At 55.2% G+C, this 22,292-nt stretch carries 18 protein-coding genes and 4 tRNA genes; 10 read left to right on the plus strand and 12 right to left on the minus strand.

Annotated features, from left to right (window positions below; genetic code table 11):
- Both Q9J80_RS07520 and Q9J80_RS07525 read left to right on the plus strand, forming a co-directional pair.
- The coding region (locus Q9J80_RS07520) for a glycosyltransferase (RefSeq protein ID WP_304672808.1) at window positions 1–395 on the plus strand (395 nt) is incomplete at its 5' end.
- A gap of 744 nt (window positions 396–1,139) precedes the next feature.
- Entirely contained in the window at window positions 1,140–2,354 is a 1,215-nt protein-coding gene (locus Q9J80_RS07525; RefSeq protein ID WP_301673893.1) for an MFS transporter, read from the plus strand.
- Window positions 2,355–2,664: 310 nt separating this feature from the next.
- On the opposite strand, the gene Q9J80_RS07530 is transcribed toward Q9J80_RS07525, so the two are convergent.
- From Q9J80_RS07530 to Q9J80_RS07550, 5 genes are all read right to left on the minus strand, one after another.
- Window positions 2,665–2,741 (minus strand) — tRNA-Asp (locus Q9J80_RS07530).
- Between the two features lie 32 nt (window positions 2,742–2,773).
- Window positions 2,774–2,849 (minus strand) — tRNA-Val (locus Q9J80_RS07535).
- 39 nt (window positions 2,850–2,888) lie between these two features.
- Window positions 2,889–2,965 (minus strand) — tRNA-Asp (locus Q9J80_RS07540).
- A 32-nt stretch (window positions 2,966–2,997) separates the two neighbouring features.
- Window positions 2,998–3,073 (minus strand) — tRNA-Val (locus tag Q9J80_RS07545).
- Between the two features lie 69 nt (window positions 3,074–3,142).
- Window positions 3,143–5,122: a monovalent cation:proton antiporter family protein gene (locus Q9J80_RS07550; RefSeq protein ID WP_304672809.1), complete on the minus strand. Its 1,980-nt coding sequence runs from the start codon at window positions 5,120–5,122 to the stop codon at window positions 3,143–3,145.
- 148 nt (window positions 5,123–5,270) lie between these two features.
- On the opposite strand from Q9J80_RS07550, the gene Q9J80_RS07555 reads away from it, so the two are divergent.
- Both Q9J80_RS07555 and gap read left to right on the plus strand, forming a co-directional pair.
- Entirely contained in the window at window positions 5,271–6,110 is an 840-nt protein-coding gene (locus Q9J80_RS07555; RefSeq protein ID WP_301673891.1) for an RnfABCDGE type electron transport complex subunit B, read from the plus strand.
- A gap of 186 nt (window positions 6,111–6,296) precedes the next feature.
- A complete protein-coding gene (gap, locus tag Q9J80_RS07560) occupies window positions 6,297–7,328 on the plus strand; it encodes a type I glyceraldehyde-3-phosphate dehydrogenase (RefSeq protein WP_301673945.1) in 1,032 nt (343 codons plus the stop codon).
- A gap of 248 nt (window positions 7,329–7,576) precedes the next feature.
- On the opposite strand, the gene aat is transcribed toward gap, so the two are convergent.
- On the minus strand, window positions 7,577–8,302 hold the full coding sequence (aat, locus tag Q9J80_RS07570) for a leucyl/phenylalanyl-tRNA--protein transferase (RefSeq protein WP_304671525.1): 726 nt from the start codon (window positions 8,300–8,302) through the stop codon (window positions 7,577–7,579).
- A 69-nt stretch (window positions 8,303–8,371) separates the two neighbouring features.
- A complete protein-coding gene (fur, locus tag Q9J80_RS07575) occupies window positions 8,372–8,806 on the minus strand; it encodes a ferric iron uptake transcriptional regulator (protein WP_002216289.1) in 435 nt (144 codons plus the stop codon).
- A gap of 226 nt (window positions 8,807–9,032) precedes the next feature.
- Here fur and Q9J80_RS07580 point away from each other — a divergent pair, with 226 nt between their 5' ends.
- Window positions 9,033–9,410 (plus strand): outer membrane protein assembly factor BamE, encoded by a 378-nt coding sequence (locus Q9J80_RS07580; RefSeq protein WP_003675993.1) that lies wholly within the window; start codon window positions 9,033–9,035, stop codon window positions 9,408–9,410.
- Between the two features lie 9 nt (window positions 9,411–9,419).
- Entirely contained in the window at window positions 9,420–10,229 is an 810-nt protein-coding gene (dapB, locus tag Q9J80_RS07585) for a 4-hydroxy-tetrahydrodipicolinate reductase (protein WP_304671526.1), read from the plus strand.
- Window positions 10,230–10,477: 248 nt separating this feature from the next.
- Here the strand turns inward: dapB and Q9J80_RS07590 are convergent, their stop codons facing one another.
- On the minus strand, window positions 10,478–10,888 hold the full coding sequence (locus Q9J80_RS07590) for a hypothetical protein (RefSeq protein ID WP_304671527.1): 411 nt from the start codon (window positions 10,886–10,888) through the stop codon (window positions 10,478–10,480).
- Between the two features lie 222 nt (window positions 10,889–11,110).
- On the opposite strand from Q9J80_RS07590, the gene Q9J80_RS07595 reads away from it, so the two are divergent.
- Window positions 11,111–11,500, plus strand: coding sequence for a DUF596 domain-containing protein (locus tag Q9J80_RS07595; protein ID WP_003709343.1), 390 nt, complete (start codon window positions 11,111–11,113; stop codon window positions 11,498–11,500).
- 50 nt (window positions 11,501–11,550) lie between these two features.
- On the opposite strand, the gene Q9J80_RS07600 is transcribed toward Q9J80_RS07595, so the two are convergent.
- From Q9J80_RS07600 to Q9J80_RS07610, 3 genes are read right to left on the minus strand one after another with little or no spacing between them, the layout of a single operon-like run.
- Window positions 11,551–11,709 carry a hypothetical protein gene (locus Q9J80_RS07600; RefSeq protein ID WP_304671528.1) on the minus strand — a complete coding sequence of 53 codons (159 nt, stop codon included), beginning with the start codon at window positions 11,707–11,709 and terminating at the stop codon, window positions 11,551–11,553.
- A 7-nt stretch (window positions 11,710–11,716) separates the two neighbouring features.
- Entirely contained in the window at window positions 11,717–12,889 is a 1,173-nt protein-coding gene (gene lpxB, locus Q9J80_RS07605; RefSeq protein ID WP_304672810.1) for a lipid-A-disaccharide synthase, read from the minus strand.
- Between the two features lie 47 nt (window positions 12,890–12,936).
- Window positions 12,937–13,929 carry an RluA family pseudouridine synthase gene (locus Q9J80_RS07610; protein WP_304671530.1) on the minus strand — a complete coding sequence of 331 codons (993 nt, stop codon included), beginning with the start codon at window positions 13,927–13,929 and terminating at the stop codon, window positions 12,937–12,939.
- 492 nt (window positions 13,930–14,421) lie between these two features.
- Between Q9J80_RS07610 and Q9J80_RS07615 the strand changes: the two genes are divergently transcribed.
- Window positions 14,422–17,181 (plus strand): Rne/Rng family ribonuclease, encoded by a 2,760-nt coding sequence (locus tag Q9J80_RS07615; RefSeq protein ID WP_304671531.1) that lies wholly within the window; start codon window positions 14,422–14,424, stop codon window positions 17,179–17,181.
- Between the two features lie 404 nt (window positions 17,182–17,585).
- Here Q9J80_RS07615 and pdxA read toward each other — a convergent pair whose 3' ends face one another.
- Entirely contained in the window at window positions 17,586–18,575 is a 990-nt protein-coding gene (gene pdxA, locus Q9J80_RS07620) for a 4-hydroxythreonine-4-phosphate dehydrogenase PdxA (protein ID WP_301673886.1), read from the minus strand.
- 158 nt (window positions 18,576–18,733) lie between these two features.
- Between pdxA and Q9J80_RS07625 the strand changes: the two genes are divergently transcribed.
- Together Q9J80_RS07625 and mnmG are read left to right on the plus strand one after the other, a co-directional pair.
- Complete coding sequence (locus tag Q9J80_RS07625; protein WP_301673885.1) at window positions 18,734–20,161, plus strand: alanine/glycine:cation symporter family protein; 1,428 nt, start codon at window positions 18,734–18,736, stop codon at window positions 20,159–20,161.
- 172 nt (window positions 20,162–20,333) lie between these two features.
- Window positions 20,334–22,229 (plus strand): tRNA uridine-5-carboxymethylaminomethyl(34) synthesis enzyme MnmG, encoded by a 1,896-nt coding sequence (gene mnmG, locus Q9J80_RS07630; protein WP_301673943.1) that lies wholly within the window; start codon window positions 20,334–20,336, stop codon window positions 22,227–22,229.
- Window positions 22,230–22,292: the final 63 nt, after the last annotated feature.

Consider the following 22,292-nt stretch of genomic DNA (forward strand, 5'->3'; position numbering starts at 1 on the left):
GGGGGGGGGGCGATTTGGAACGCCTTGCCGCCCGCGATATTATCCGTTTCCCCGGTTTTGTAAACAATGTTTCCGAAGTGATAAAGGCGCATCATATATTCGTATTGCCGTCTTATTATAGGGAAGGCGTTCCCCGAAGCACTCAGGAGGCAATGGCCGTCGGCAGGGCAGTGATTACGACGGATGTCCCCGGATGCAGGGAAACGGTCGCCGACAAGGTCAACGGCTTCCTGATCGAACCTTGGAATCCCCGCATCTTGGCCGAAAAAATGATTTATTTTATCGAAAACAGGGAAGCCGTCCGCCTGATGGGGAATGCAAGTTATGCGATTGCCAAAGATAAATTCGATGCCGAAAAAGTCGATTTGAAATTGCTCGATATTTTGAAGGCGTAAACAAGGCTGCCGACTTTTGAGTTTCGGTCATTTCTGATAAACCCCCGTCATTCCCGCCACACCCCCGTCATTCCCGCGCAGGCGGGAATCCGGGTTCGTTGAGTTTCAGATGCGTAGGATGGGCTGTAGGGTGGGCTTCAGCCCACCAAAACCAATCCAAACCACCAAACCACCCCCGCCGTCATTCCCGCTAAATCCCGTCATTCCCGCGCATGCGGGAATCTGGCTCTTTGAGTTTCAGCCGTTTCCGACAAATTGCCGCAGCGTTAAGTTTCCGGATTCCCGCTTTCGCGGGAATGACGGAATATTTTTGCATTTGATAAAAATGCCGCCTGAAATTTTTTCAGCGGTCGTCAGGTGTTGTGTAGGGGAGGACGTAGCAACTGTATTTTTCACCCCGTCGGGCAAAAATATAGTGGATTAACAAAAATCAGGACAAGGCGACGAAGCCGCAGACAGTACAAATAGTACGGAACCGATTCACTTGGTGCTTCAACACCTTAGAGAATCGTTCTCTTTGAGCTAAGGCGAGGCAACGCCGTACCGGTTTTTGTTAATCCACTATACTAACCGGAACTAACAAATACGGCACAAATATTAACCCGAACCGCAAATGCCCATTAAGCCCTTTCAGACGGCATCGGCAGGCATACCGTTGGCTATATCCAAAGAATCAGGAATTATTTAGCCCGAATCATCAGGGTTGTTAAAATCCGCAAACTTAACCGACTCAAAATACACATTATGACGCACACCGCATCGAAAACACCCAAACTCTGGGCGGTCATTGCCGCCGCCGCATTTATCCTGCTGATTACCATCGGGATGAGGATGACGCTCGGACTGTTCGTCCAACCCGTCGTCAACACCACCGAATTGAGCATTGCCCAATTCAGCCTCATCATCGCCGTTTTCCAACTGATGTGGGGCGTATCGCAACCATTGTCCGGCGCGCTTGCCGACCGTTTCGGCGCGTTCAGGGTATTAAGCGGCGGCGCCGTCCTGCTCGTCTGCGCCTGCCTGATTGCCCCCAACATCCCGACTTATTGGGGGCTGATGATTGCCGTCGGGCTGCTGCTCGCATTCGGCACAGGCTCAGGCGGTTTCTCCATCATTATGGGGCAGGTCGCCGCCCAAGTCCCCGCACACAAACGCGGCTTGGCATCCGGACTGGTCAACGCCGGCGGTTCGGCAGGACAATTCCTGTTCGCACCGCTGGTTCAAGGACTCGTCGTCCTGCCCGAAGTCGGCTGGACGGGCACATTTTACGTTTGGGGCGCAATCGCCCTGCTGATTCTGCCCGTCTCATGGTGGCTTGCCGGCGGCAACAACGCCGCCCACACCCAACACGCCCAAGCCACACACGGACAAAGCCTCGGAGAAGCAGTCAAAACCGCCTTCAAAACCCCAAGCTACATCCTGCTGCACCTGAGCTTTTTTGCCTGCGGCTTCCACATCGCCTTTCTCGTAACCCACCTACCCACGGAAGTCGCCCTGTGCGGACTGCCCGCCACCGTCGCCTCTACATCCATCGCCATCATCGGACTGGCAAACATCGCCGGTTGCGTGTTCTCAGGCTGGTGCACCGGACGCTTCAAAGGAAAACACGTCCTGTTCGGACTCTACGCCTCACGCGTCGCCATGGTGCTGATTTACATCTTCTCACCCAAAACCGACTTCAACTTCTACATTTTCGCCGCCGCACTCGGATTCACATGGCTCGCCACCGTCACACCGACCGCCTCCATTACCGGCAAACTCTTCGGCACACGCTACCTCGCCACCCTGTTCGGACTGACGATGCTCAGCCACCAAATCGGCGGATTCCTCGGCTCATACATCGGCGGCATCGTGATTACACAATTCGGCGACTACGGCTGGATGTGGTATGCCGACGCACTGCTGGCCGGAACCGCCGCCCTCCTCAACCTCCCCATCCGCGAACCCGAAACCGCCTGACAAAAATGCCGTCTGAAAACCTTCAGACGGCATTTTCAAAAACATCCGACATATCCGCCGACATTTCAACCCAAAAAATGGCAAGAAGGAAGCCATAAAATCCGCAAGCATCCTCCTGCCCATTGATACGACAGTAAGCAACATCAGAACAGCACGCAACAACTGTCCGAATCCGTATCGAAAATACCATCCAATGATAAAAAACCGGATTAAAACAGCAATATCCGGGCGAAACAGACCCAAAACAGACAAACCCATCAAATCGGGCAGACGAAAAAATACCGACCCTAAGGTCGGTATTTTCAATACTTGGCGCGGCGGACGGGGCTCGAACCCGCGACCCCCGGCGTGACAGGCCGGTACTCTAACCAACTGAGCTACCACCGCGCATCCATTGTTTGCAACAATGAAAGGAAACTTGGTGGGTGATGACGGAGTCGAACCGCCGACATTCTGCTTGTAAGGCAGACGCTCTACCAACTGAGCTAATCACCCGTGTATAAAAAATACCGACAGAGTCAGTATTTTGAAACTTGGCGCGGCGGACGGGGCTCGAACCCGCGACCCCCGGCGTGACAGGCCGGTACTCTAACCAACTGAGCTACCACCGCGCATCCATTGTTTGCAACAATGAAAGGAAACTTGGTGGGTGATGACGGAGTCGAACCGCCGACATTCTGCTTGTAAGGCAGACGCTCTACCAACTGAGCTAATCACCCTTGCGATTTGCGAAAACGCTATTAAACCAAATAACCGGAAATGGCGCAAGCCTTATTTCGGAATTTCATTTATATTCCCTGCAAACTCCAGTTTTCAAACAAAATAATTTCATCCTTTTTGCCGACGACGACCAATATGTCTCCGCCTTCCAAAACGAAGGAAGGAACGGGATTTTCAATCCTCGCGGTACGGCGGCGGACGAACAGCAGTTTGATGCCGTGCCTATCCAAAGGCAGTGCGCCGATTGTTTTTCCGACGGCATAAGCCTCTTGCACCAAAGAAAAAGCATGGCGGCAAACCGTTTTTCCGTTTTCCCCGAATCCCGCTTCGTCGTCGCTGCCGACAAACAGCCCCTCCAACGCGGCATAACGGCTGTGGCGGATATTTGCCATCGTCTGATAGACGTGCCGGTACGACGCGCCGTTGCCCAACATCGCATAGCCTGCCAGCACGAGTCCGGTTTCTTTAGTGTCGGACACAGCCTCTTCCGCGCCCATATCGGTAAACGTTTTCACATAATCGTCGTCGGTGGCGCGCGCATACACAGGCATATTAGGATACATGGACAGCACATTGTCTAAAACGTGTTGCGTTTCGTGCATATTGTTGAGCGTAACCACCACCATTTTCGCCCGTCCCAGACCGGCAGCTTCCAATACTTCCCTGCGTTTCGCATCGCCGAACGACACCGGCTCGCCCGCACTTCTGGCTACCTGCACGCGCGCGATGTCCAAGTCGAGCGCGAAATACGGAATATCCTCTTGGGCGAGGACGCGCCCGACCGTCTGCCCGCCCCTGCCGAAGCCGACAATCAGCACATGGTCGGACTTGCTCATGGTTTCTACCAGCATACTGTGCAGATCGAGCGACTTCATGTCCCAGCTCGACTTGACCAAACGTCCGACCAGCGCATCGCTGCTGCCCAAGAGGAAGGGCGCGATAATCATCGACAGCAGAACCGCCGCCGTCGCCGCCTGTTCCAATTCGGGCGAAACCATATCAAGCTGCCCGGCAATGGCCAGCATCACGAAGCCGAACTCGCCGCCTTGCGCGAGATACAAAGCCGTTTTGAGGCTGTCGCCGACCGAATGTTTCATTTTGAAGGCAATGGCAAACACAACCAGTGCCTTCAACACCAGCAGCATTGCCAACAGCATCAATACCTGCCGCCAGCCGCCGATCAAGGCCTGCACATCCAACTTCATACCAACCGTAATAAAGAAGAAACCGAGCAAGATGTCGCGGAACGGACGGATGTCGTCTTCGACTTGGAAACGGTATTCCGTTTCCGAAAGCAGCATCCCCGCCACAAACGCGCCCAACGCCATCGACAGCCCTTCCAGCTCAGTCAGATAAGCCACACCCAAGGTTACCAGCAGCACATTGATCATAAACAGTTCAGACGACTTGCGTTTGGCAACCAACCTGAACCAGCGCGACATGACTTTGCTGCCGACGAAAAACAGCAGCCCCAGCGTCAGCAGCATTTTTGCAAACGCCAAACCCAAGGCCGCCCAAATATTTCCGTCCCCTCCGCCAGCCAGCGCGGGAATCAGAATCATCAGCGGCACGACGGCGATGTCCTGCATCAGCAGCACGCCCATCGCCATCTGACCGTGCGGCTGCCCCAATTCCGTCTTTTCCGACAAAATCCGGCTCACAATCGCCGTGGACGACATCGCCAACGAGCCCGACACGGCAAACGCCCAATTGAACGGCACGCCCGTCAGCATCAGTATGCCCATTACCGACAGCATCGTAATGCCGACCTGCAAACCGCCCAGACCGAACACCAGCCGCCTCATCGCCCTCAATTTGGGCAATGAAAACTCCAAACCGATGCTGAACATCAGAAACACAATCCCGATTTCGCCTAAATAATCCGTCGCATGGCTTTTCGGAATCAGGCTGAGCATACCGGGCCCCGCCAAAAAGCCCACCAGCAGGTAGCCCAGCATGGAGGGAATGTTGAACTTGCGGCACAGGATCACCGTAATGACCGACACCAGCAAAACAATCACAATAGGGGCAAGAGAAAATTCGTTCATAGGCCGTCCGAACAGGAAAAACAGACAAAATGCCGTCTGAAACGGCACACGCCGCCGCATTATAACAAAACACTACACATCGTCCGAAACAGTTGCGGCATACAATTCTGCTAAAATACGCCCTTTCGATTTTGAGCCGCACACCGACATGACCGCCACAGCCGCCGCCATAGACCGCCTGCTTCCCCAAACCCAATGCCGCGAATGCGGCTACGACGGCTGCCTGCCCTACGCACAGGCAGTCGCAACAGGCGAAGCGTACAACCTCTGCGCCCCGGGCGGTGAGGCCGTCGTCCGCGACCTTGCCGCCCTGCTCGGCAAACCCCTTGTCGCACCCGCCAAAACCCAAGCCAAAGCACTCGCCCGGATAGACGAAACCGCCTGCATCGGCTGCACCGCCTGCATCCGCGCCTGCCCTGCCGATGCCATTATGGGCGCGGGCAAACTTATGCACACCGTCATCGCCGACGAATGCACCGGCTGCGGACTCTGCGTCGCCCCCTGCCCCGTGGACTGCATCCATATGCAGCCCGTTGCCGACACCGTCCTGCCGCGCGCACGCCGTTTCAGCCTGTCCGCCGACAGCCGTTTTGCCGCCGCCGAACACGCGCGTGCGCGCTACCTCAAACGCAACGAACGCAAACAGCGCGAAGCCGACGAACGCAAAGCCATGCTTGCCGAACGCGAAGCCGCCGTCCGCAACGCGCGTCCGCAAACGCCCGACACACCGGAAAAACCGTCGTTCAACCCCGCCGACCTCATCGCCAAAGCCATGGCAAAAGCGCAAACCCAACAAGAACGCCTCGTTGCCGCCGACAACCGCCAAGGCTATCAGGCGAAACAGATAGCCGAAGCCCGCGAACGCGCCGAGTTGCGCCGCGCCCAACGCGATATGAAATACGGCAGCGACAGCGAAAAAGCCGCCGCCCTCGAATACCTCAAACAATACAAAGCCAAGCAGGAAACCGCACAAAACACCGCCTCCTGACCCTTCCCCGAAATGCCGTCTGAAAACCGTTTCAGACGGCATTTTATCAAGCTCTCCGTCCGCCGCACCCGTGCCGCCCACCCTTCCGGCCGCGCCGTTTTCAATAAAATATTAATTACACGCCACTACAAATTTGCTATAATCCGCCCCGAAAATCTACCCAACCCCTCAACAAAGGAACAAACCATGGGCATCAAAGTCGCCATCAACGGCTACGGACGCATCGGCCGCCAGGTTTTGCGCGCCATCTACGACTACCAGATTCAAGACCAGCTCCAAATCGTCGCCGTCAACGCCAGCGGCAGCCTTGAAACCAACGCCCATCTGACCAAATTCGACACCGTACACGGACGTTTCGATGCCGACGTATCCCACGACGGCGGCCACCTCATCGTCAACGGCGACAAAATCCCCTTCTTCTCGACCCGCAACCCTGCCGAACTGCCGTGGAAAGAACTCGGTGTCGATTTGGTTATGGAATGCACCGGCGCGTTCACCAGCAAAGAAAAAGCCAAAATCCACCTCGAAAGCGGCGCGAAAAAAGTCCTCATTTCCGCACCGGGCGGCGACGATGTCGATGCAACCGTCGTGTACGGCGTGAACGACAGCGTCCTGACCGCCGACATGACTGTCGTTTCCAACGCCTCCTGCACCACCAACTGCCTCTCGCCGGTTGCCAAAGTGTTGAGCGAAAGCGTCGGCATCGTCAAAGGCGCGATGACCACCATCCACGCGCTGACCAACGACCAAACCGTTACCGACGTGCGCCACAAAGACCTGCGCCGCGCCCGCAGCGGCGTGGAAAACATGATTCCGACCAAAACCGGCGCGGCAAAAGCCGTCGGTTTGGTTCTGCCCGAATTGAAAGGCAGACTCGACGGACTCGCCATCCGCGTGCCGACCGTCAACGTATCCTTGGTAGATTTGAGCTTCCAAGCCGCGCGCGACACCACAGTCGAAGAAATCAACGCACTGATGAAAGCCGCCTCGGAAGCAGGCGCGCTCAAAGGCGTTTTGGGCTACAACACCCTGCCATTGGTTTCCATGGACTTCAACCACACCACAGAAGCCAGCCACTTCGACGCAACGCTGACCAAAGTCATCGACGGCAACATGGTCAAAGTCTTCGCGTGGTACGACAACGAATGGGGCTTCAGCTGCCAAATGCTGAACACCGCACGCCGCATGTTCGGACTTGAAGTGCGCCCGCTCAAATAAGCAATAAACCGTCAAACAAAATGCCGTCTGAAACCCGATGTTTTCAAGTTTCAGACGGCATTTTTCACCGTGATTTTACCCGGCTGTCGTCATTTCCAATTTTATAGTGAATTAAATTTAAACCAGTACGGCGTTGCCTCGCCTTGCCGTACTATCTGTACTGTCTGCGGCTTCGTCGCCTTGTCCTGATTTAAATTTAATCCACTATAATCCACTATATTTAAACCTGACCGGAGCATAAGCCGCCATCAAAGCCCCCTGCACGCCACTTCGCGCCGCCCGATTTCCTCTTTCAACGGCACGGCGTTCAACATCCGCAGACGTTCGGCAAAATCCGCAAACGGCAGCAGCTCCGAACCGAAACGGCGCATATGTTCCGTGTCCTGCTGGCAGTCTATCAGTCCCACGCCCAAATCCGCCAAAAACGGCACGGCGCAGGCAAACGCGATTTTCGACGCATCCGGCTGCAACGCAAACATCGACTCGCCATAAAACACGCTACCGATCTGCACGCCGTAAAACCCGCCCGCCAACCTCGTTTCACCGCTTTCATCGGGATAATGGCACTCGAACGAATGCGCGTGTCCCATTTCGTGCAGCTTCAAATATGCCGTCTGAAACTCGGGCGCAATCCAAGTTCCGTCCTGATTCGGGCGCGCCGCTGCCGCACAATGCGCGACCACTTCCGCAAAACAGCCGTTGACCGCAACCCGATAGCTGCCGTTGCGCAGCGTTTTCGCCAGCGAGCGCGGAACGTGCAGACGTTCGGGAACAATCACCGCACGCGGGCCGACCGCATACCAAAAAAACCAACCGTCCCGAGAAAACCACGGAAACACGCCGTTCCGATACGCCTCGAGCAGCCGCCCCGCATCCAAATCGCCGCTCACGCCGACCAGCCCGTCGCACCGGGCCAAAGCATAGGCAGGATCGGGAAAGGCATAATTGTCAGGGGCAAGCAGCGGAATACGCATGGCAGTTCTCCAAAAACACAGACGGCATCCAAAATCATGAATGCCGTCTGAACAACAAACCGTCCGGATTTAACGTTTGCCCTTGGCCTGACAGTCGCTGCACACGCCGTACATATACAGCGCGTGATCGACAATGCGGTAGCCGTTTTCTTCCGCGATTTTGTCTTGCAGGGCTTCGATTTCGGGATTGTGGAATTCCGTTACCTCGCCGCATTTCACACAGACGATATGGTCATGGTGGTCGCCCTTGTCCAACTCATAAACCGCCTTGCCCGTTTCAAAATGATGGCGTTGCAGAATACCCGCCTGCTCAAACTGGGTCAGCACGCGGTAAATCGTTGCCACACCGATTTCCACACCCTCTTCCAACAAAATACGGTACACATCCTCGGCACTCAAATGCTCTTCCGCATGAGTCTCGAACAAATCCAAAATCTTCAAACGCGGGCCGGTAACTTTCAGTCCACTGTCTTTCAGTTGCGCAATGTTGCTGAATTTTTCCATAATATTCAATATCCCTGTAAAATAATAGACGCTATAATACGCAATTTCAGCCTGCTTGCCCACTATCACACCATAGCAGTTTGCAATAGCAAAACCGCAACGGCGGACGGGCAGTCGGACACAGACAGGGTGAAATACCGCTTAAGCGTATGATTATCGTTCGCTTTTATAAAATATTCAAGCAGTGCTACACTAGACATCCCGATTTGCACAGAAAGGTTCTCTCGTGAACAAAACCCTCATACTCGTCCTTTCCGCCCTGTTCAGCCTGACCGCGTGCAGCGTCGAACGCGTCTCGCTGTTTCCCTCCTACAAACTCAAAATCATCCAAGGCAACGAACTCGAACCCCGCGCCGTCGCCTCCCTCCGCGCCGGCATGACCAAAGACCAAGTCCTACTACTGCTCGGCAGCCCCATGTTGCACAACGCATTCCATACCGACCGCTGGGACTATACCTTCAACACCTCCCGCAACGGCATTATCAAAGAACGCAGCAATCTGACCGTCTATTTTGAAAACGGCGTGCTCGTCCGCGCCGAAGGCGACGCCCTCCAAAATGCCGCCGAAGCCCTCCGCGCGAAACAAAACGCAGACAAACAATAAGGAACACACATGACACCGCTCAAAATCGCTATCGCCGGCGTCAACGGCCGCATGGGGCGCGTATTGGTTGAAGCCGTCAACAACCATCCCGACACCGTCCTTTCCGGCGCGCTCGAACACTCAGGCTCAGAAGCCCTCGGGCTGGACGCAGGCTACGCCGTCGGACTCAAAACCGGCATCGCCATTTCAGACGACGTTGACGCCGTTCTCGCACAAAGCGACGTACTCATCGACTTTACCCGCCCCGAGCCGACCCTCAAACACCTGCAAAAATGCGTTGAAAAAGGTGTCTGCATCATCATCGGCACAACAGGCTTCGACGATGCGGGCAAAGCCGCCATCCGGGCCGCCGGCGAAAAAACCGGCGTTGTCTTCGCCGCCAACTTCAGCGTCGGCGTGAACCTCACCTTCCGCATCCTCGACACCGTCGCCCGCGTATTAAACGAAGGCTACGACATCGAAATCATCGAAGCCCACCACCGCCACAAAGTCGATGCCCCCAGCGGCACCGCCCTGCGTATGGGCGAAGTCATCGCCGGCGCGCTCGGCCGCGACCTCAAACAATGCGCCGTTTACGGCCGCGAAGGCCACACCGGCCCGCGCGATCCGTCTGCCATCGGCTTTGCCACCGTCCGCGCAGGCGACATCGTCGGCGACCACACCGCCCTCTTCGCCACCGACGGCGAACGCGTGGAAATCACCCACAAGGCAAGCAGCCGCATGACCTTTGCCGCCGGCGCCGTCCGCGCCGCAGTTTGGGTAAACGGCAAAACGGGTTTGTACGATATGCAGGACGTACTCGGGCTGAACAACCGTTAACCCCCATACAAAATGCCGTCTGAAAAGATATTGTTCAGACGGCATTTTGCCGACAGGCTCCGTATCGGCATATCAATGTTTCAACACACAGGACGACACATAAAGCGTCGCCCTATGTGTTGCCCTGATTCGGAAGGGGTTACGCCCCTCCCAAATAAAGTCTGATTCTACCGCCCTAAAGGGCGGGGTTTCAACCGAAAAGGAAATACGATAAAGTTGCCTGCGCAGCATAACAAGCTACGGCTTGTTTAATTAAAACTCTCCTGATCTAAAAATTCTAACTCTATTTCCCGGCAAACTATATCTATGCTAAAACCGGTCGGAAGATCATACCTACCGCCTATCAATTCCAGCGTACCTCCATAATCCAAGATTTCATCATCCTGCTTTAATTCTCCAAGCTCCAAGGTATTATCGATATTTATATCTTGGCTCTTTGTAGCGTATCCATAGATAAATTTCAGATAGCTGAACTGCTTGAATTTAATTTTTACCCAGTCTGAATAACTGGGGGTAGGAAGCTCTTGAGGTAAATCCGGATAATCCACACAATTGACGATGATATGAAATTCATTGTTTTTCAAAGTATAGCTTAATAGAGACCCCTCAATTATATACAAAAATTGATGATCTTTTCTTGGAATGGTATAAGCTGTCATATTATTTTACCTTTTCAAATACAATGGTTTTAAGCTCGTCTGATACTAATTGTCTTCCATCACTCTTCTGAAATTTCAGTTGCTTAAACTCTTCCTTCATTTTAAGGAATTTTTCAACTAGCCGAGAACAAACTGGAGCAAAATGGACGATTGAGTTTAGGAATCAACCTGATTCAGTACGTGGGCAAAGATTAGAATTAAAATTTAGATAAAGGTTACGTTATGAATGTGAAGATAAAATATAATCTTTTAGAATATTGTGAATATTTAGGTGGTATTTTTGGTGTTTATAAAAATTATTTAAATATGGATATCAAAGATCCAAATTTAAAAATTAGATTTTTTGATTTTTTGGACGAACTTTTATCAGATGGTGTTATTGAATTATGTGATTATCGTGAAAATCCTCCAAAAATATTAACCGGTTCGCCAAAAACACAAGTAGATGAATTAAGAAAAATTTGGCCGGATATGGAAGAGATGTTGCTATATTTTCCAGATAATCCTTGGTTTTATGTAGAACATTTTTGGTGGGGCGCAACTTGCCCTATTGAACTGACACAATTGCCTAAAATAGAAATTTACGAAGAACAAATGAAACAAGGTAAGTAAGCGTATTAGTATTAGTATAAGCTATAATCATAAATCATATATAACAAAAATTAATCAGTTAACAGACCATTATATTTTAACCTTAATCCCATTCGGGCCAGTTCTGCTTCATTTGGAATTCCTCTTAAATACTTATTGTTTGATGTGCCATTAATCACAATTTCTCCCCCTTTTCTTGTAATACGTGCTGCTTCGGGAAAATAATCCATTAACCGCTCAACATCCCGCCTCTTCCAAAACCGCGCGCGCGGCCAAATCCGCCGTATCTTTTTTCAACAGCAGGTGCAACGCCCTGAAATCCTGTTGCAGCGCGGCAACCTTATCGGGGTGTTCGTACCAGTCCACCAACGCCGCCGCCAGTTTTTCCGGTTTTGCTTCAAATTGCAATAATTCCGGCACGGCCTCCTTACCCAACAGGATATTCGGCAGGCCGACATGCGGCACTTTGATTTTGCGTTTCACATAAGCATAGGTCAGCGGCGAAATCTTGTAGCTGATGACCATCGGACGCTTGCACAACGCCACCTCCAAAGTCGCCGTACCGCTCGTTACCAGCACCGCATCCGCCGCCCTGCACACCGTTTCAGACTGTCTGTCGGTTACCGTCAGCGGCAATCCGGCAAACTCCGGACGCTGCAAAACTTCCGCCAAACGCCGCTTCGTCGCCTCAGTTGCGGCAGGCAGCAGGAAGCGTGCGGCGGGATAGCGTTTCAACAACAATAATGCCGTCTGAAAAAACACCGGCGCCATATAGTCGATTTCGCTGACGCGGCTGCCGGGCAGCAGGGCGAATACGGGGATACCGGCATCCACGCCCAAAGTTTGCCGCGCCGTTTCACGGTCGTCTTCCAAGGGCATAAGCTGCGCCATCGGATGACCGACAAACTCCGCACGTCCGCCCGCATCAAGATAAAGCTGCGGCTCCATCGGGAACAGGCACAGCACGCGGTTGACCTGATGCACGATTTTGCCCACGCGTTCCCGCCGCCACGCCCAAACCGAGGGACTGACATAATGCATGGTCGGAATCCCCGACCGTTTGAGCCGCTCCGCCACACCCAGATTAAAATCGGGTGCATCGATGCCGACAAAGACATCAGGTTTCAACGACAGCAAATCCCGTACCAGCCCCCTGCGTATCCGTAAAATTTCCGGCAGCCGCCTGACCACTTCGACAAAGCCGCGCACCGCCAGCCGCTCCTGATCATAAAGGCTCTCGAAACCTTCCGCCTTCATCAGTTCCCCGCCGATACCGGTAAACCGCGCCTGCGGGCAACGCTTTCGGATGGCGCGTATCAGGTGCGCCCCCAACAGGTCGCCCGACGCTTCGCCGACACTGACGGCAATCAAAGGGCTTTTTTTATCAACCATATTCGTCTGTCCCCACATACTTTCACGTCCCGATGCCGTCTGAAGGCTTCAGACGGCATCGAGGTTCACATTTTCGTCCCGTTTTCCAACATCACCGCAAACTGCGCCAAGTCCGGCGGCAGCTCCGCCTTCAACACCAGCGGCTCACCCGTGAGCGGATGGTTCAGGTGCAGCTCGGAGGCATGCAAAAACATCCGCTTCAAACCCAACTTCTGCAAACGCCGGTTCGCCTGATAATCACCGTAGCGTTCGTCGCCCGCAATCGGACAGCCTTGAGATTGCAGATGCACGCGGATTTGGTGCGTGCGACCCGTTTTCAGCGTTGCCCGCACCAAAGTCAGGTGCGACAGCCCGACACCGTGCAAAATGCCGTCTGAAAAACGGCTTAACACACGGAACACCGTATGCGCAGCCTGCCCGTCCTCGCTGACACGCACCATCTTTTCGCCTTGTGCGCCGGTATATTTGAACAGGGGCAGTTTGACATGGAAATTGTCGTCCGGCAGTTTGCCCACCCCCAGCGCAAGGTAGATTTTTTTGGGGTGGTCGTTACGGATGGCTTCGTGCAGTTTGACGAGCGCGCTGCGTTTCTTCGCCACCATCAGCAAACCGCTCGTATCCTTGTCCAAACGGTGAACCAACTCCAAATACTTCGCCTCCGGACGGGCGCGGCGCAACTGTTCGATAACTCCGAAACTCACGCCGCTGCCGCCGTGTACCGCCACGCCGGAAGGCTTATTGACCACCAGCAGCGCGTCGTCTTCGTAAACAACATCGAACGCACGCGCCGGCACGGCGACACGCCTTTCAGACGGCATTTCCTTCTCCGCCACGCGCACAGGCGGAATCCGCACCGTATCTCCCTCCGCAATACGGCTGTCGGGTTTGCAGCGTTTCTTGTTCAACCGCACCTCGCCGGCGCGGATAATGCGGTGGATATGGCTCTTGGGCACGCCCTTGAGGATTTTTATCAGATAGTTATCAAGGCGTTGCCCCGCCTCGTGTTCGGCAACCCCTATCAGGCTGACCGAACCTTTGCTTATTTCGTGCGTTTTCATCTATAATCCGAACATCCGTTTCAGCAGAAAGCGCGCCCGCCGCGCCCCCTGAAACGGTTTACTTTAAAACGGAATTTTATATTAAAAACGCACTCCGCAAAGCATTTTCCCTGCGCCTGTTCCCAGCCGGCAGGCGCAGAACGTAATCAAGTTTGAATTGATTTTGCCGTTTCGGTGCGGAAGTAAGACGGCAGCCAGGACACGGGCCCGAACGCAAACCGCCCGAAAACACAGGCATCACGATAACAAGAAGAAGCCGGCACCCATTTTTCCGACCATACCGCTCGGAACGCGGCAGACAGACCGCCGCATCGATCTTTATTGCCTTCTTTATCCGACCCTTCCGCACACGGTTCCTCGGAACGTGCATCCCTGCGGATTTTCAACTCAAAAACTGATTACCGGTTCCATCCGAAAACATCGGAAAACCCAGCATTCCGGAGTGCCAAACCGGACCGGCGAGCCCGAATGCCGCCCGTCCACGAGGTGATCATGAAAAGAATGTTATTCAACGCAACGCAGGCCGAAGAGCTGCGCGTTGCCATCGTCGACGGACAAAACCTGCTGGATTTGGACATCGAAACGCTGGGCAAAGAACAGCGTAAAGGCAATATCTACAAAGGCATCATTACCCGCATCGAGCCGTCGCTGGAAGCGTGTTTCGTCGATTACGGAACCGACCGCCACGGCTTTTTGCCGTTTAAAGAAGTCTCCCGCTCATACTTCCAAGACTACGAAGGCGGACGCGCGCGCATTCAGGACGTGCTCAAAGAAGGCATGGAAGTCATCGTCCAAGTCGAAAAAGACGAGCGCGGCAACAAAGGCGCGGCGCTGACCACCTTCATCAGCCTCGCAGGACGCTATCTCGTACTGATGCCCAACAATCCGCGCGGCGGCGGCGTATCCCGCCGTATCGAAGGCGAAGAGCGTCAAGAACTCAAAGCCGCGATGGCGGAACTCGACATTCCGAACGGCATGAGCATTATTGCCCGCACCGCAGGCATCGGCCGCAGCGCGGAAGAGTTGGAATGGGACTTGAACTACCTCAAACAACTCTGGCAGGCGATCGAAGAAGCAGGCGAAGCGCACCACGACCCCTACCTGCTCTTTATGGAAAGCTCGCTGCTCATCCGCGCCATCCGCGACTATTTCCGCCCCGACATCGGCGAGATTTTGGTGGACAATCAAGAAGTTTACGACCAAGTTGCCGAGTTCATGAGCTACGTCATGCCGGGCAATATAGGCCGTCTGAAACTCTACGAAGACCACACGCCGCTGTTTTCCCGCTTCCAAATCGAACACCAAATCGAAAGCGCGTTCTCGCGCAGCGTCAGCCTGCCTTCCGGCGGCGCGATTGTGATCGACCACACCGAAGCCCTCGTCTCCATCGATGTGAACTCCGCACGCGCCACACGCGGCGCGGACATCGAAGACACCGCTTTCAAAACCAATATGGAAGCCGCCGAAGAAGTCGCCCGACAAATGCGCCTGCGCGACTTGGGCGGTTTGGTCGTTATCGACTTCATCGACATGGAAAACCCCAAACACCAGCGCGATGTGGAAAACGTCCTGCGCGACGCGCTCAAAAAAGACCGCGCCCGCGTGCAAATGGGCAAACTGTCCCGCTTCGGCCTTTTGGAATTGAGCCGCCAACGTTTGAAACCGGCTTTGGGCGAAAGCAGCCACGTCGCCTGTCCGCGCTGCGCCGGCACCGGCGTGATTCGCGGCATCGAATCCACCGCCCTGCACGTTTTGCGCATCATTCAAGAAGAAGCGATGAAGGACAACACCGGCGAAGTACACGCACAAGTGCCCGTCGATGTCGCCACCTTCCTGCTGAACGAAAAACGCGCCGAGCTGTTTGCAATGGAAGAGCGTTTGGATGTCAACGTCGTCCTGATTCCGAACATCCACCTCGAAAACCCGCACTACGAAATCAACCGCATCCGCACCGACGACGTAGAAGAAGACGGCGAACCGAGCTACAAGCGCGTTGCCGAGCCGGAAGAAGACGAATCCGCCAAACCGTTCGGCGGCGAAAAAGCCAAAGCCGCCCGTCCCGAACCCGCCGTCAAAGGCGTGCGCCACACCAGCCCCGCCCCGACTGCCGCCCCCGAGAAAAAAACCTCCTGGTGGGACAGCTTCAAAGCATGGCTCAAACGCATTTTCGGCGGCAGCGAAACCCAAGCCGCGCCCGCTGCCGAAACCTCCGAAAAACGCAGCACGGCAAACCGCAGCGGCAGCCGCTCCAACAACCGCCGCCAAAACCCGCGCCGCAGCAAACGCGAAGGCAGCAAAGTAGAAGTCCGCGAAGTGGCAGGCAAAACTGCCGGGCAGGAAGCGCGCGCCGACAAAGCCGAAACGCGCAACAACGGCAACCGCCGCCGCAACGAACGCGGCGACCGTGCCGCCGAACGCGCCGACGAAGCGGAAATCCAAGGCCGCAACGTACAGCCTGCCGCACCCGTTGCAGATGCCGCACCGTCCGAAACCGAAGTGCAAACCGGAAAACGCCGCCGCAACGGCAACCGCAACGAACGCGGCCAAACCGCGCCGGAAAACGCCGCCGTTGCCGAAACAGCCGTTCAGACAGCGGAAGACATGCCGTCCGAACCGCATACCGCAGAAGACAAAGGCAGCAAGCCCAAATCCGAACGCAACCGCCGCGAACGCGACAGCCGAGATGCCAAAGAACGCCGCGAGCGCAACAATCAGCGCGACCGCCGTCAAAACGGCAAAAAACGCAATATCCCGTCTGCCGCCAAAATCGAGCAGTACCTGAATATTCACGACACTGCCGACAAAGTCCGTTCCGCCGCCGCACACGTTTTCGGAGAAACCGACGCAAACGCGCCGATTACCGTCAGCATTGCCGATCCGCTCATCGCCACACCCGTTCAGACGGCATCTTCCGCCGTTTCAAACGGCGACGCACTGGTTTATGATGCGGCGGAAAAAATCCGCCGTGCCGCCGCCGCCATCCTGCCCGAAGGCGCGGCACCGAAAGCCGCAACACAGGAAATGCCGTCTGAAACCGCAACCTTTACGGCTGCGGCGGAACAGGCACGGGAAACCGCACAAATCGGCGGACTCGTCCTGATCGAAACCGACCCTGCCGCATTGAAGGCATGGGCGGCACAACCCGAAGTCCAAGCCGTACGCGGCATCCGCCGTTCCGAACAACCCAAGCTGGAAGAAGCCGCAACCGTCCCTGCCGAAGAAATGATCCAAGTCGAAACCCGGCAAGGCTGAACCGACGGCGGCAAAAAGAGGTTCTGTTCCGCAGAACCTCTTTTTTACATGGGTTCGGATACCTGCAATGCCGTCTGAAACAATTTCAGACGGCATTTTTTACGGCATACGCGAATGACGGGGCTTTTATCATCTTTAAATATTGCCGCTGCCCGAAGGTCTGGATTCCCGCCTGCGCGGGAATGACGGCGCAAAGGGTGGATGATGCCGTCTAAAGCTTCGCTATTCCCGTGCTTACCGCAACCTTTCGTCATTCCCGTGAAAACGGGAATCTAGAACCTCAAACTTTCAGATAATCTTTAAATATTGCCGCTGCCCGAAGGTCTGGATTCCCGCCTACGCGGGAATGACGGCGGAGGGTGGACGATGCCGTCTGCGCGGGAATGACGGGTCTTTTATCATCTTTAAAGGCTGCCGCGTGCCATCTCGACGGCGGTCTCCACGGCAGTTATCAGGCTGCCGGAGTCCGCCCTGCCGGTCGCCGCCAAATCGAGCGCGGTGCCGTGATCGACGGAGGTGCGGATAAAGGGCAGCCCCAGCGTGATGTTCACGCCCTGTCCGAAGCTGTGGTATTTCAACACGGGCAGCCCTTGGTCGTGGTACATCGCCAATACGGCATCCGCACCTTCGAGTATAAACGGTTGGAACAATGTGTCCGCCGGATACGGGCCGGCAAGGTTTATCCCTTCGTGACGCAGGTTTTCGAGCGCGGGGATAATGGTGTCGGTTTCTTCGTGTCCGAGGTGTCCGCCCTCGCCGGCGTGGGGGTTGAGTCCGGCGACTAGGATTTTGGGATTTTTGATGCCGAATTTGTGTTTTAAGTCGTGATGCAGAATGCGTGCGACGCTTTCAATCAGCGGCCGCGTAATGGCGGCGGCAACGTCTTTCAGCGGCAGGTGGGTCGTTACGAGGGCGACGCGCAGGCCTTTGCCGGCAAGCATCATCACGACCTGCCCCGTGCCGCTTTTTTCCGCCAGATATTCGGTGTGTCCACTGAAAAAACCTGTGCTTGCGCGCGCGTCGTTGATGATGCCTTTGTGCAGCGGCGCGGTAACGATGCCGTCGAAAATGCCGTCTGAAATGCCTGCGAGCGCGGTGTCTAGAAGTTGCAGCACATAGGCGGCGTTGGCGGGATTGAGTTTGCCCGCCTCAACCGCTTCGGCGGTCGGGATGTGCAGCACTTCCAGCTCTCCGTATGCCGCGCCGTCCCCGACCGGATCGAAATCGCGCAGGACGACGCTTTTGCCCAAGGCTTCGGCGCGCGCGCGCAATAGGTTTTTGTCGCCCAATACCGCGCAGCGGCAAGGCAGGCGTGCAAATGCCAAGTCCAAACAAATATCGGGACCGATGCCGGCAGGCTCGCCGGAAGTAACGGCAAAAACAGGCTGTTTCATCGTGTTTGCTCCAAACAAAATGCGATTCTAACGCCGCAGCCGCGCGGCGATGTAAATTTTTCTGATTTTGTTGACAATCTGCTAGAATAGGCGTTTACAAAATTTAAAGCCTGCTTACATACTGCCATATGTGCGGGTTTCAACTTTAAGGAAGCAATATGAACGGAAACTTTACCGAATGGCTGCACGGCTGGGTCGGCGCCATCAACGATCCGATGTGGTCGTACTTGGTCTATATGCTTTTGGGCACGGGGATTTTCTTCACCGTCGCCACGGGCTTTGTCCAATTCCGCCTGCTCGGACGCAGCATCAAAGAAATGCTCGGCGGCCGCAAACGGGGGGACGACCCTCACGGCATCACGCCGTTTCAGGCATTTGTAACCGGCCTTGCCAGCCGCGTGGGCGTGGGCAATATCGCGGGCGTGGCAATCGCCATCAAAGTCGGCGGGCCGGGCGCGGTGTTTTGGATGTGGATAACCGCCTTAATCGGTATGAGTTCGGCGTTTGTCGAATCTTCGCTGGCGCAGCTCTTTAAAGTCCGCGACTACGACAACCACCATTTCCGGGGCGGCCCCGCCTACTACATCACTCAAGGGCTGGGACAGAAATGGCTGGGCGTGTTGTTCGCCCTGAGTCTGATTTTCTGTTTCGGCTTTGTGTTTGAAGCGGTTCAGACCAATACCATTGCCGATACCGTCAAAGCGGCGTGGGGCTGGGAGCCTCATTATGTCGGCGTCGCCCTGGTGATTTTAACCGCGCCGATTATCTTCGGCGGCATCAGGCGCGTATCTAAAGCGGCGGAAATCGTCGTCCCCCTGATGGCGGTTTTGTACCTCTTTATCGCGCTTTTCATCATTTTGACCAATATTCCGATGATTCCGGACGTGTTCGGTCAGATTTTTTCGGGCGCGTTCAAATTCGACGCGGCAGCAGGCGGCTTACTCGGCGGTCTGATTTCGCAAACGATGATGATGGGCATCAAACGCGGCCTGTATTCCAACGAGGCGGGTATGGGTTCCGCGCCGAACGCCGCCGCCGCCGCCGAAGTGAAACACCCTGTTTCGCAAGGTATGATTCAAATGCTGGGCGTGTTTGTCGATACCATCATCGTTTGTTCTTGCACCGCCTTCATCATCTTGATTTACCAACAGCCTTACGGCGATTTGAGCGGTGCGGCGCTGACGCAGGCGGCGATTGTCAGCCAAGTGGGGCAATGGGGCGCGGGCTTCCTCGCCGTCATTCTGTTTATGTTTGCCTTTTCCACCGTTATCGGCAACTATGCCTATGCCGAGTCCAACGTCCAATTCATCAAAAGCCATTGGCTGATTACCGCCGTCTTCCGTATGCTGGTTTTGGCGTGGGTCTATTTCGGTGCGGTTGCCAATGTGCCTTTGGTCTGGGATATGGCGGATATGGCAATGGGCATTATGGCGTGGATCAACCTTGTCGCCATCCTGCTGCTCTCGCCATTGGCATTTATGCTGCTGCGCGATTACACCGCCAAGCTGAAAATGGGCAAAGACCCCGAGTTCAAACTTTCCGAACATCCGGGCCTGAAACGCCGTATCAAATCCGACGTTTGGTAAATCCCGCCCTTACCGGAGCCGCTTCCCCGCGAAGCGGCTTTTCCCTTTCCGCGCACTGTAAAAACAGGGCGAACAAGCGTACAATCCCAACCCTTTACTTTTGAATCCATTTCGTTTTTCAGACGGCATCCTGCTTGGAATGCCGTCTGAAACACCGTCAGGCAATACACACATGACCCACATGATTTACCCCAAAACCTACGATGTCATCGTCGTCGGCGGCGGCCATGCCGGTACCGAAGCCGCGCTTGCCGCCGCCCGTATGGGCGCGCAGACGCTTTTGCTCTCACACAACATCGAAACGCTCGGCCAAATGTCGTGCAACCCTTCCATCGGCGGCATCGGCAAAGGCCATCTTGTACGCGAACTCGACGCGCTCGGCGGCGCAATGGCGTTGGCAACCGACAAATCAGGCATCCAGTTCCGCCGTCTGAACGCCAGCAAAGGCGCGGCAGTGCGAGCCACGCGCGCGCAGGCGGACCGCATTTTGTATAAAGCCGCCATTCGCGAAATGTTGGAAAACCAAGAAAACCTCGACCTTTTCCAACAAGCCGTCGAAGACGTAACGCTCGACGGCGAACGCATCAGCGGCGTAATCACCGCGATGGGCGTGGAGTTTAAAGCACGCGCCGTGGTGTTGACCGCAGGCACGTTTTTGTCCGGCAAAATCCACATCGGTTTGGAAAACTACGAAGGCGGCCGCGCCGGCGACCCCTCCGCCAAATCCTTGGGCGGCCGTTTGCGCGAATTGAAGCTGCCGCAAGGCCGTCTGAAAACCGGCACGCCGCCGCGCATCGACGGGCGCACGATTGACTTTTCCCAACTGACCGAACAGCCCGGCGACACGCCCGTTCCCGTCATGTCCGTGCGCGGTAGCACCGATATGCACCCGCGCCAAGTGTCCTGCTGGATTACGCATACCAATTTGAAAACACACGACATTATCCGCAGCGGCTTTGACCGCAGCCCGATGTTTACCGGCAAAATCGAAGGCGTGGGCCCGCGTTATTGTCCGTCTATCGAAGACAAAATCAACCGCTTCGCCGACAAAGACAGCCACCAGATTTTCCTCGAACCCGAAGGTCTGACCACGCACGAATACTACCCCAACGGTATCTCCACCAGCCTGCCCTTCGACATCCAAATCGCGCTCGTCCGCAGTATGAAAGGTTTGGAAAACGCCCATATCCTGCGCCCCGGCTACGCCATCGAATACGACTACTTCGATCCGCGCAACCTCAAAGCCAGCCTCGAAACCAAAACCATCCAAGGCCTCTTCTTCGCCGGGCAAATCAACGGCACGACCGGCTACGAAGAAGCCGCCGCGCAAGGTTTATTGGCAGGCGCGAACGCCGTGCAATACGTCCGCGAACAAGACCCGCTCCTGCTGCGCCGCGAACAAGCCTATCTCGGCGTATTGGTGGACGACCTCATCACCAAAGGCGTGAACGAACCTTACCGAATGTTCACCAGCCGCGCCGAATACCGCCTGCAACTCAGGGAAGACAACGCCGACATGCGCCTGACCGAAGACGGCTACAAAATCGGCTTGGTGGGCGAAGCGCAATGGCGTATGTTCAACGAAAAACGCGAAGCCGTCGAACGCGAAATCCAACGTTTGAAAACAACGTGGTACACACCACAGAAACTCGCCGAAAGCGAACAAATCCGCGTATTCGGACAAAAGCTCAGCCGCGAAGCCAACCTGCACGACCTCCTGCGCCGCCCGAACCTCGACTACGCCGCACTGATGACGCTCGAAGGCGCGATGCCGTCTGAAAATCTCTCCGCCGAAGTCATCGAACAAGTCGAAATCCAAGTCAAATACCAAGGCTATATCGACCGCCAAAACGAAGAAATCGACAGCCGCCGCGACATCGAAACCTTAAAACTGCCCGACGGCATCGATTACGGCAAAGTCAAAGGCTTGTCGGCAGAAGTGCAGCAAAAGCTCAACCAGCACAAACCCGAAACCGTCGGGCAGGCAAGCCGCATTTCCGGCGTAACCCCTGCGGCAGTGGCATTGCTGATGGTGCATTTGAAGCGCGGGTTTAAAGACGCAAAATAAACACATCGGTACGATGCCGTCTGAAACCCTTTTCAGACGGCATTCCCACCATCCCGACAGGAA

Source organism: Neisseria blantyrii, assembly GCF_962747855.1.
GTDB classification, from domain to species: Bacteria; Pseudomonadota; Gammaproteobacteria; order Burkholderiales; family Neisseriaceae; genus Neisseria; species Neisseria viridiae.

What these genes read in the sequence shown, in the direction of transcription:
- fur (WP_002216289.1), bottom strand. Translation starts at nt 8,806, where the DNA reads ATGGAAAAATTCAGCAACATTGCGCAACTGAAAGACAGTGGACTGAAA.
- Q9J80_RS07600 (WP_304671528.1), bottom strand. Translation starts at nt 11,709, where the DNA reads ATGGATTATTTTCCCGAAGCAGCACGTATTACAAGAAAAGGGGGAGAA.
- Q9J80_RS07555 (WP_301673891.1), top strand. Translation starts at nt 5,271, where the DNA reads ATGACCGCCACAGCCGCCGCCATAGACCGCCTGCTTCCCCAAACCCAA.
- dapB (WP_304671526.1), top strand. Translation starts at nt 9,420, where the DNA reads ATGACACCGCTCAAAATCGCTATCGCCGGCGTCAACGGCCGCATGGGG.
- mnmG (WP_301673943.1), top strand. Translation starts at nt 20,334, where the DNA reads ATGACCCACATGATTTACCCCAAAACCTACGATGTCATCGTCGTCGGC.
- pdxA (WP_301673886.1), bottom strand. Translation starts at nt 18,575, where the DNA reads ATGAAACAGCCTGTTTTTGCCGTTACTTCCGGCGAGCCTGCCGGCATC.
- Q9J80_RS07590 (WP_304671527.1), bottom strand. Translation starts at nt 10,888, where the DNA reads ATGACAGCTTATACCATTCCAAGAAAAGATCATCAATTTTTGTATATA.
- Q9J80_RS07625 (WP_301673885.1), top strand. Translation starts at nt 18,734, where the DNA reads ATGAACGGAAACTTTACCGAATGGCTGCACGGCTGGGTCGGCGCCATC.
- Q9J80_RS07610 (WP_304671530.1), bottom strand. Translation starts at nt 13,929, where the DNA reads ATGAAAACGCACGAAATAAGCAAAGGTTCGGTCAGCCTGATAGGGGTT.
- Q9J80_RS07615 (WP_304671531.1), top strand. Translation starts at nt 14,422, where the DNA reads ATGAAAAGAATGTTATTCAACGCAACGCAGGCCGAAGAGCTGCGCGTT.
- Q9J80_RS07550 (WP_304672809.1), bottom strand. Translation starts at nt 5,122, where the DNA reads ATGAACGAATTTTCTCTTGCCCCTATTGTGATTGTTTTGCTGGTGTCG.
- aat (WP_304671525.1), bottom strand. Translation starts at nt 8,302, where the DNA reads ATGCGTATTCCGCTGCTTGCCCCTGACAATTATGCCTTTCCCGATCCT.
- Q9J80_RS07595 (WP_003709343.1), top strand. Translation starts at nt 11,111, where the DNA reads ATGAATGTGAAGATAAAATATAATCTTTTAGAATATTGTGAATATTTA.
- Q9J80_RS07525 (WP_301673893.1), top strand. Translation starts at nt 1,140, where the DNA reads ATGACGCACACCGCATCGAAAACACCCAAACTCTGGGCGGTCATTGCC.
- lpxB (WP_304672810.1), bottom strand. Translation starts at nt 12,889, where the DNA reads ATGTGGGGACAGACGAATATGGTTGATAAAAAAAGCCCTTTGATTGCC.
- gap (WP_301673945.1), top strand. Translation starts at nt 6,297, where the DNA reads ATGGGCATCAAAGTCGCCATCAACGGCTACGGACGCATCGGCCGCCAG.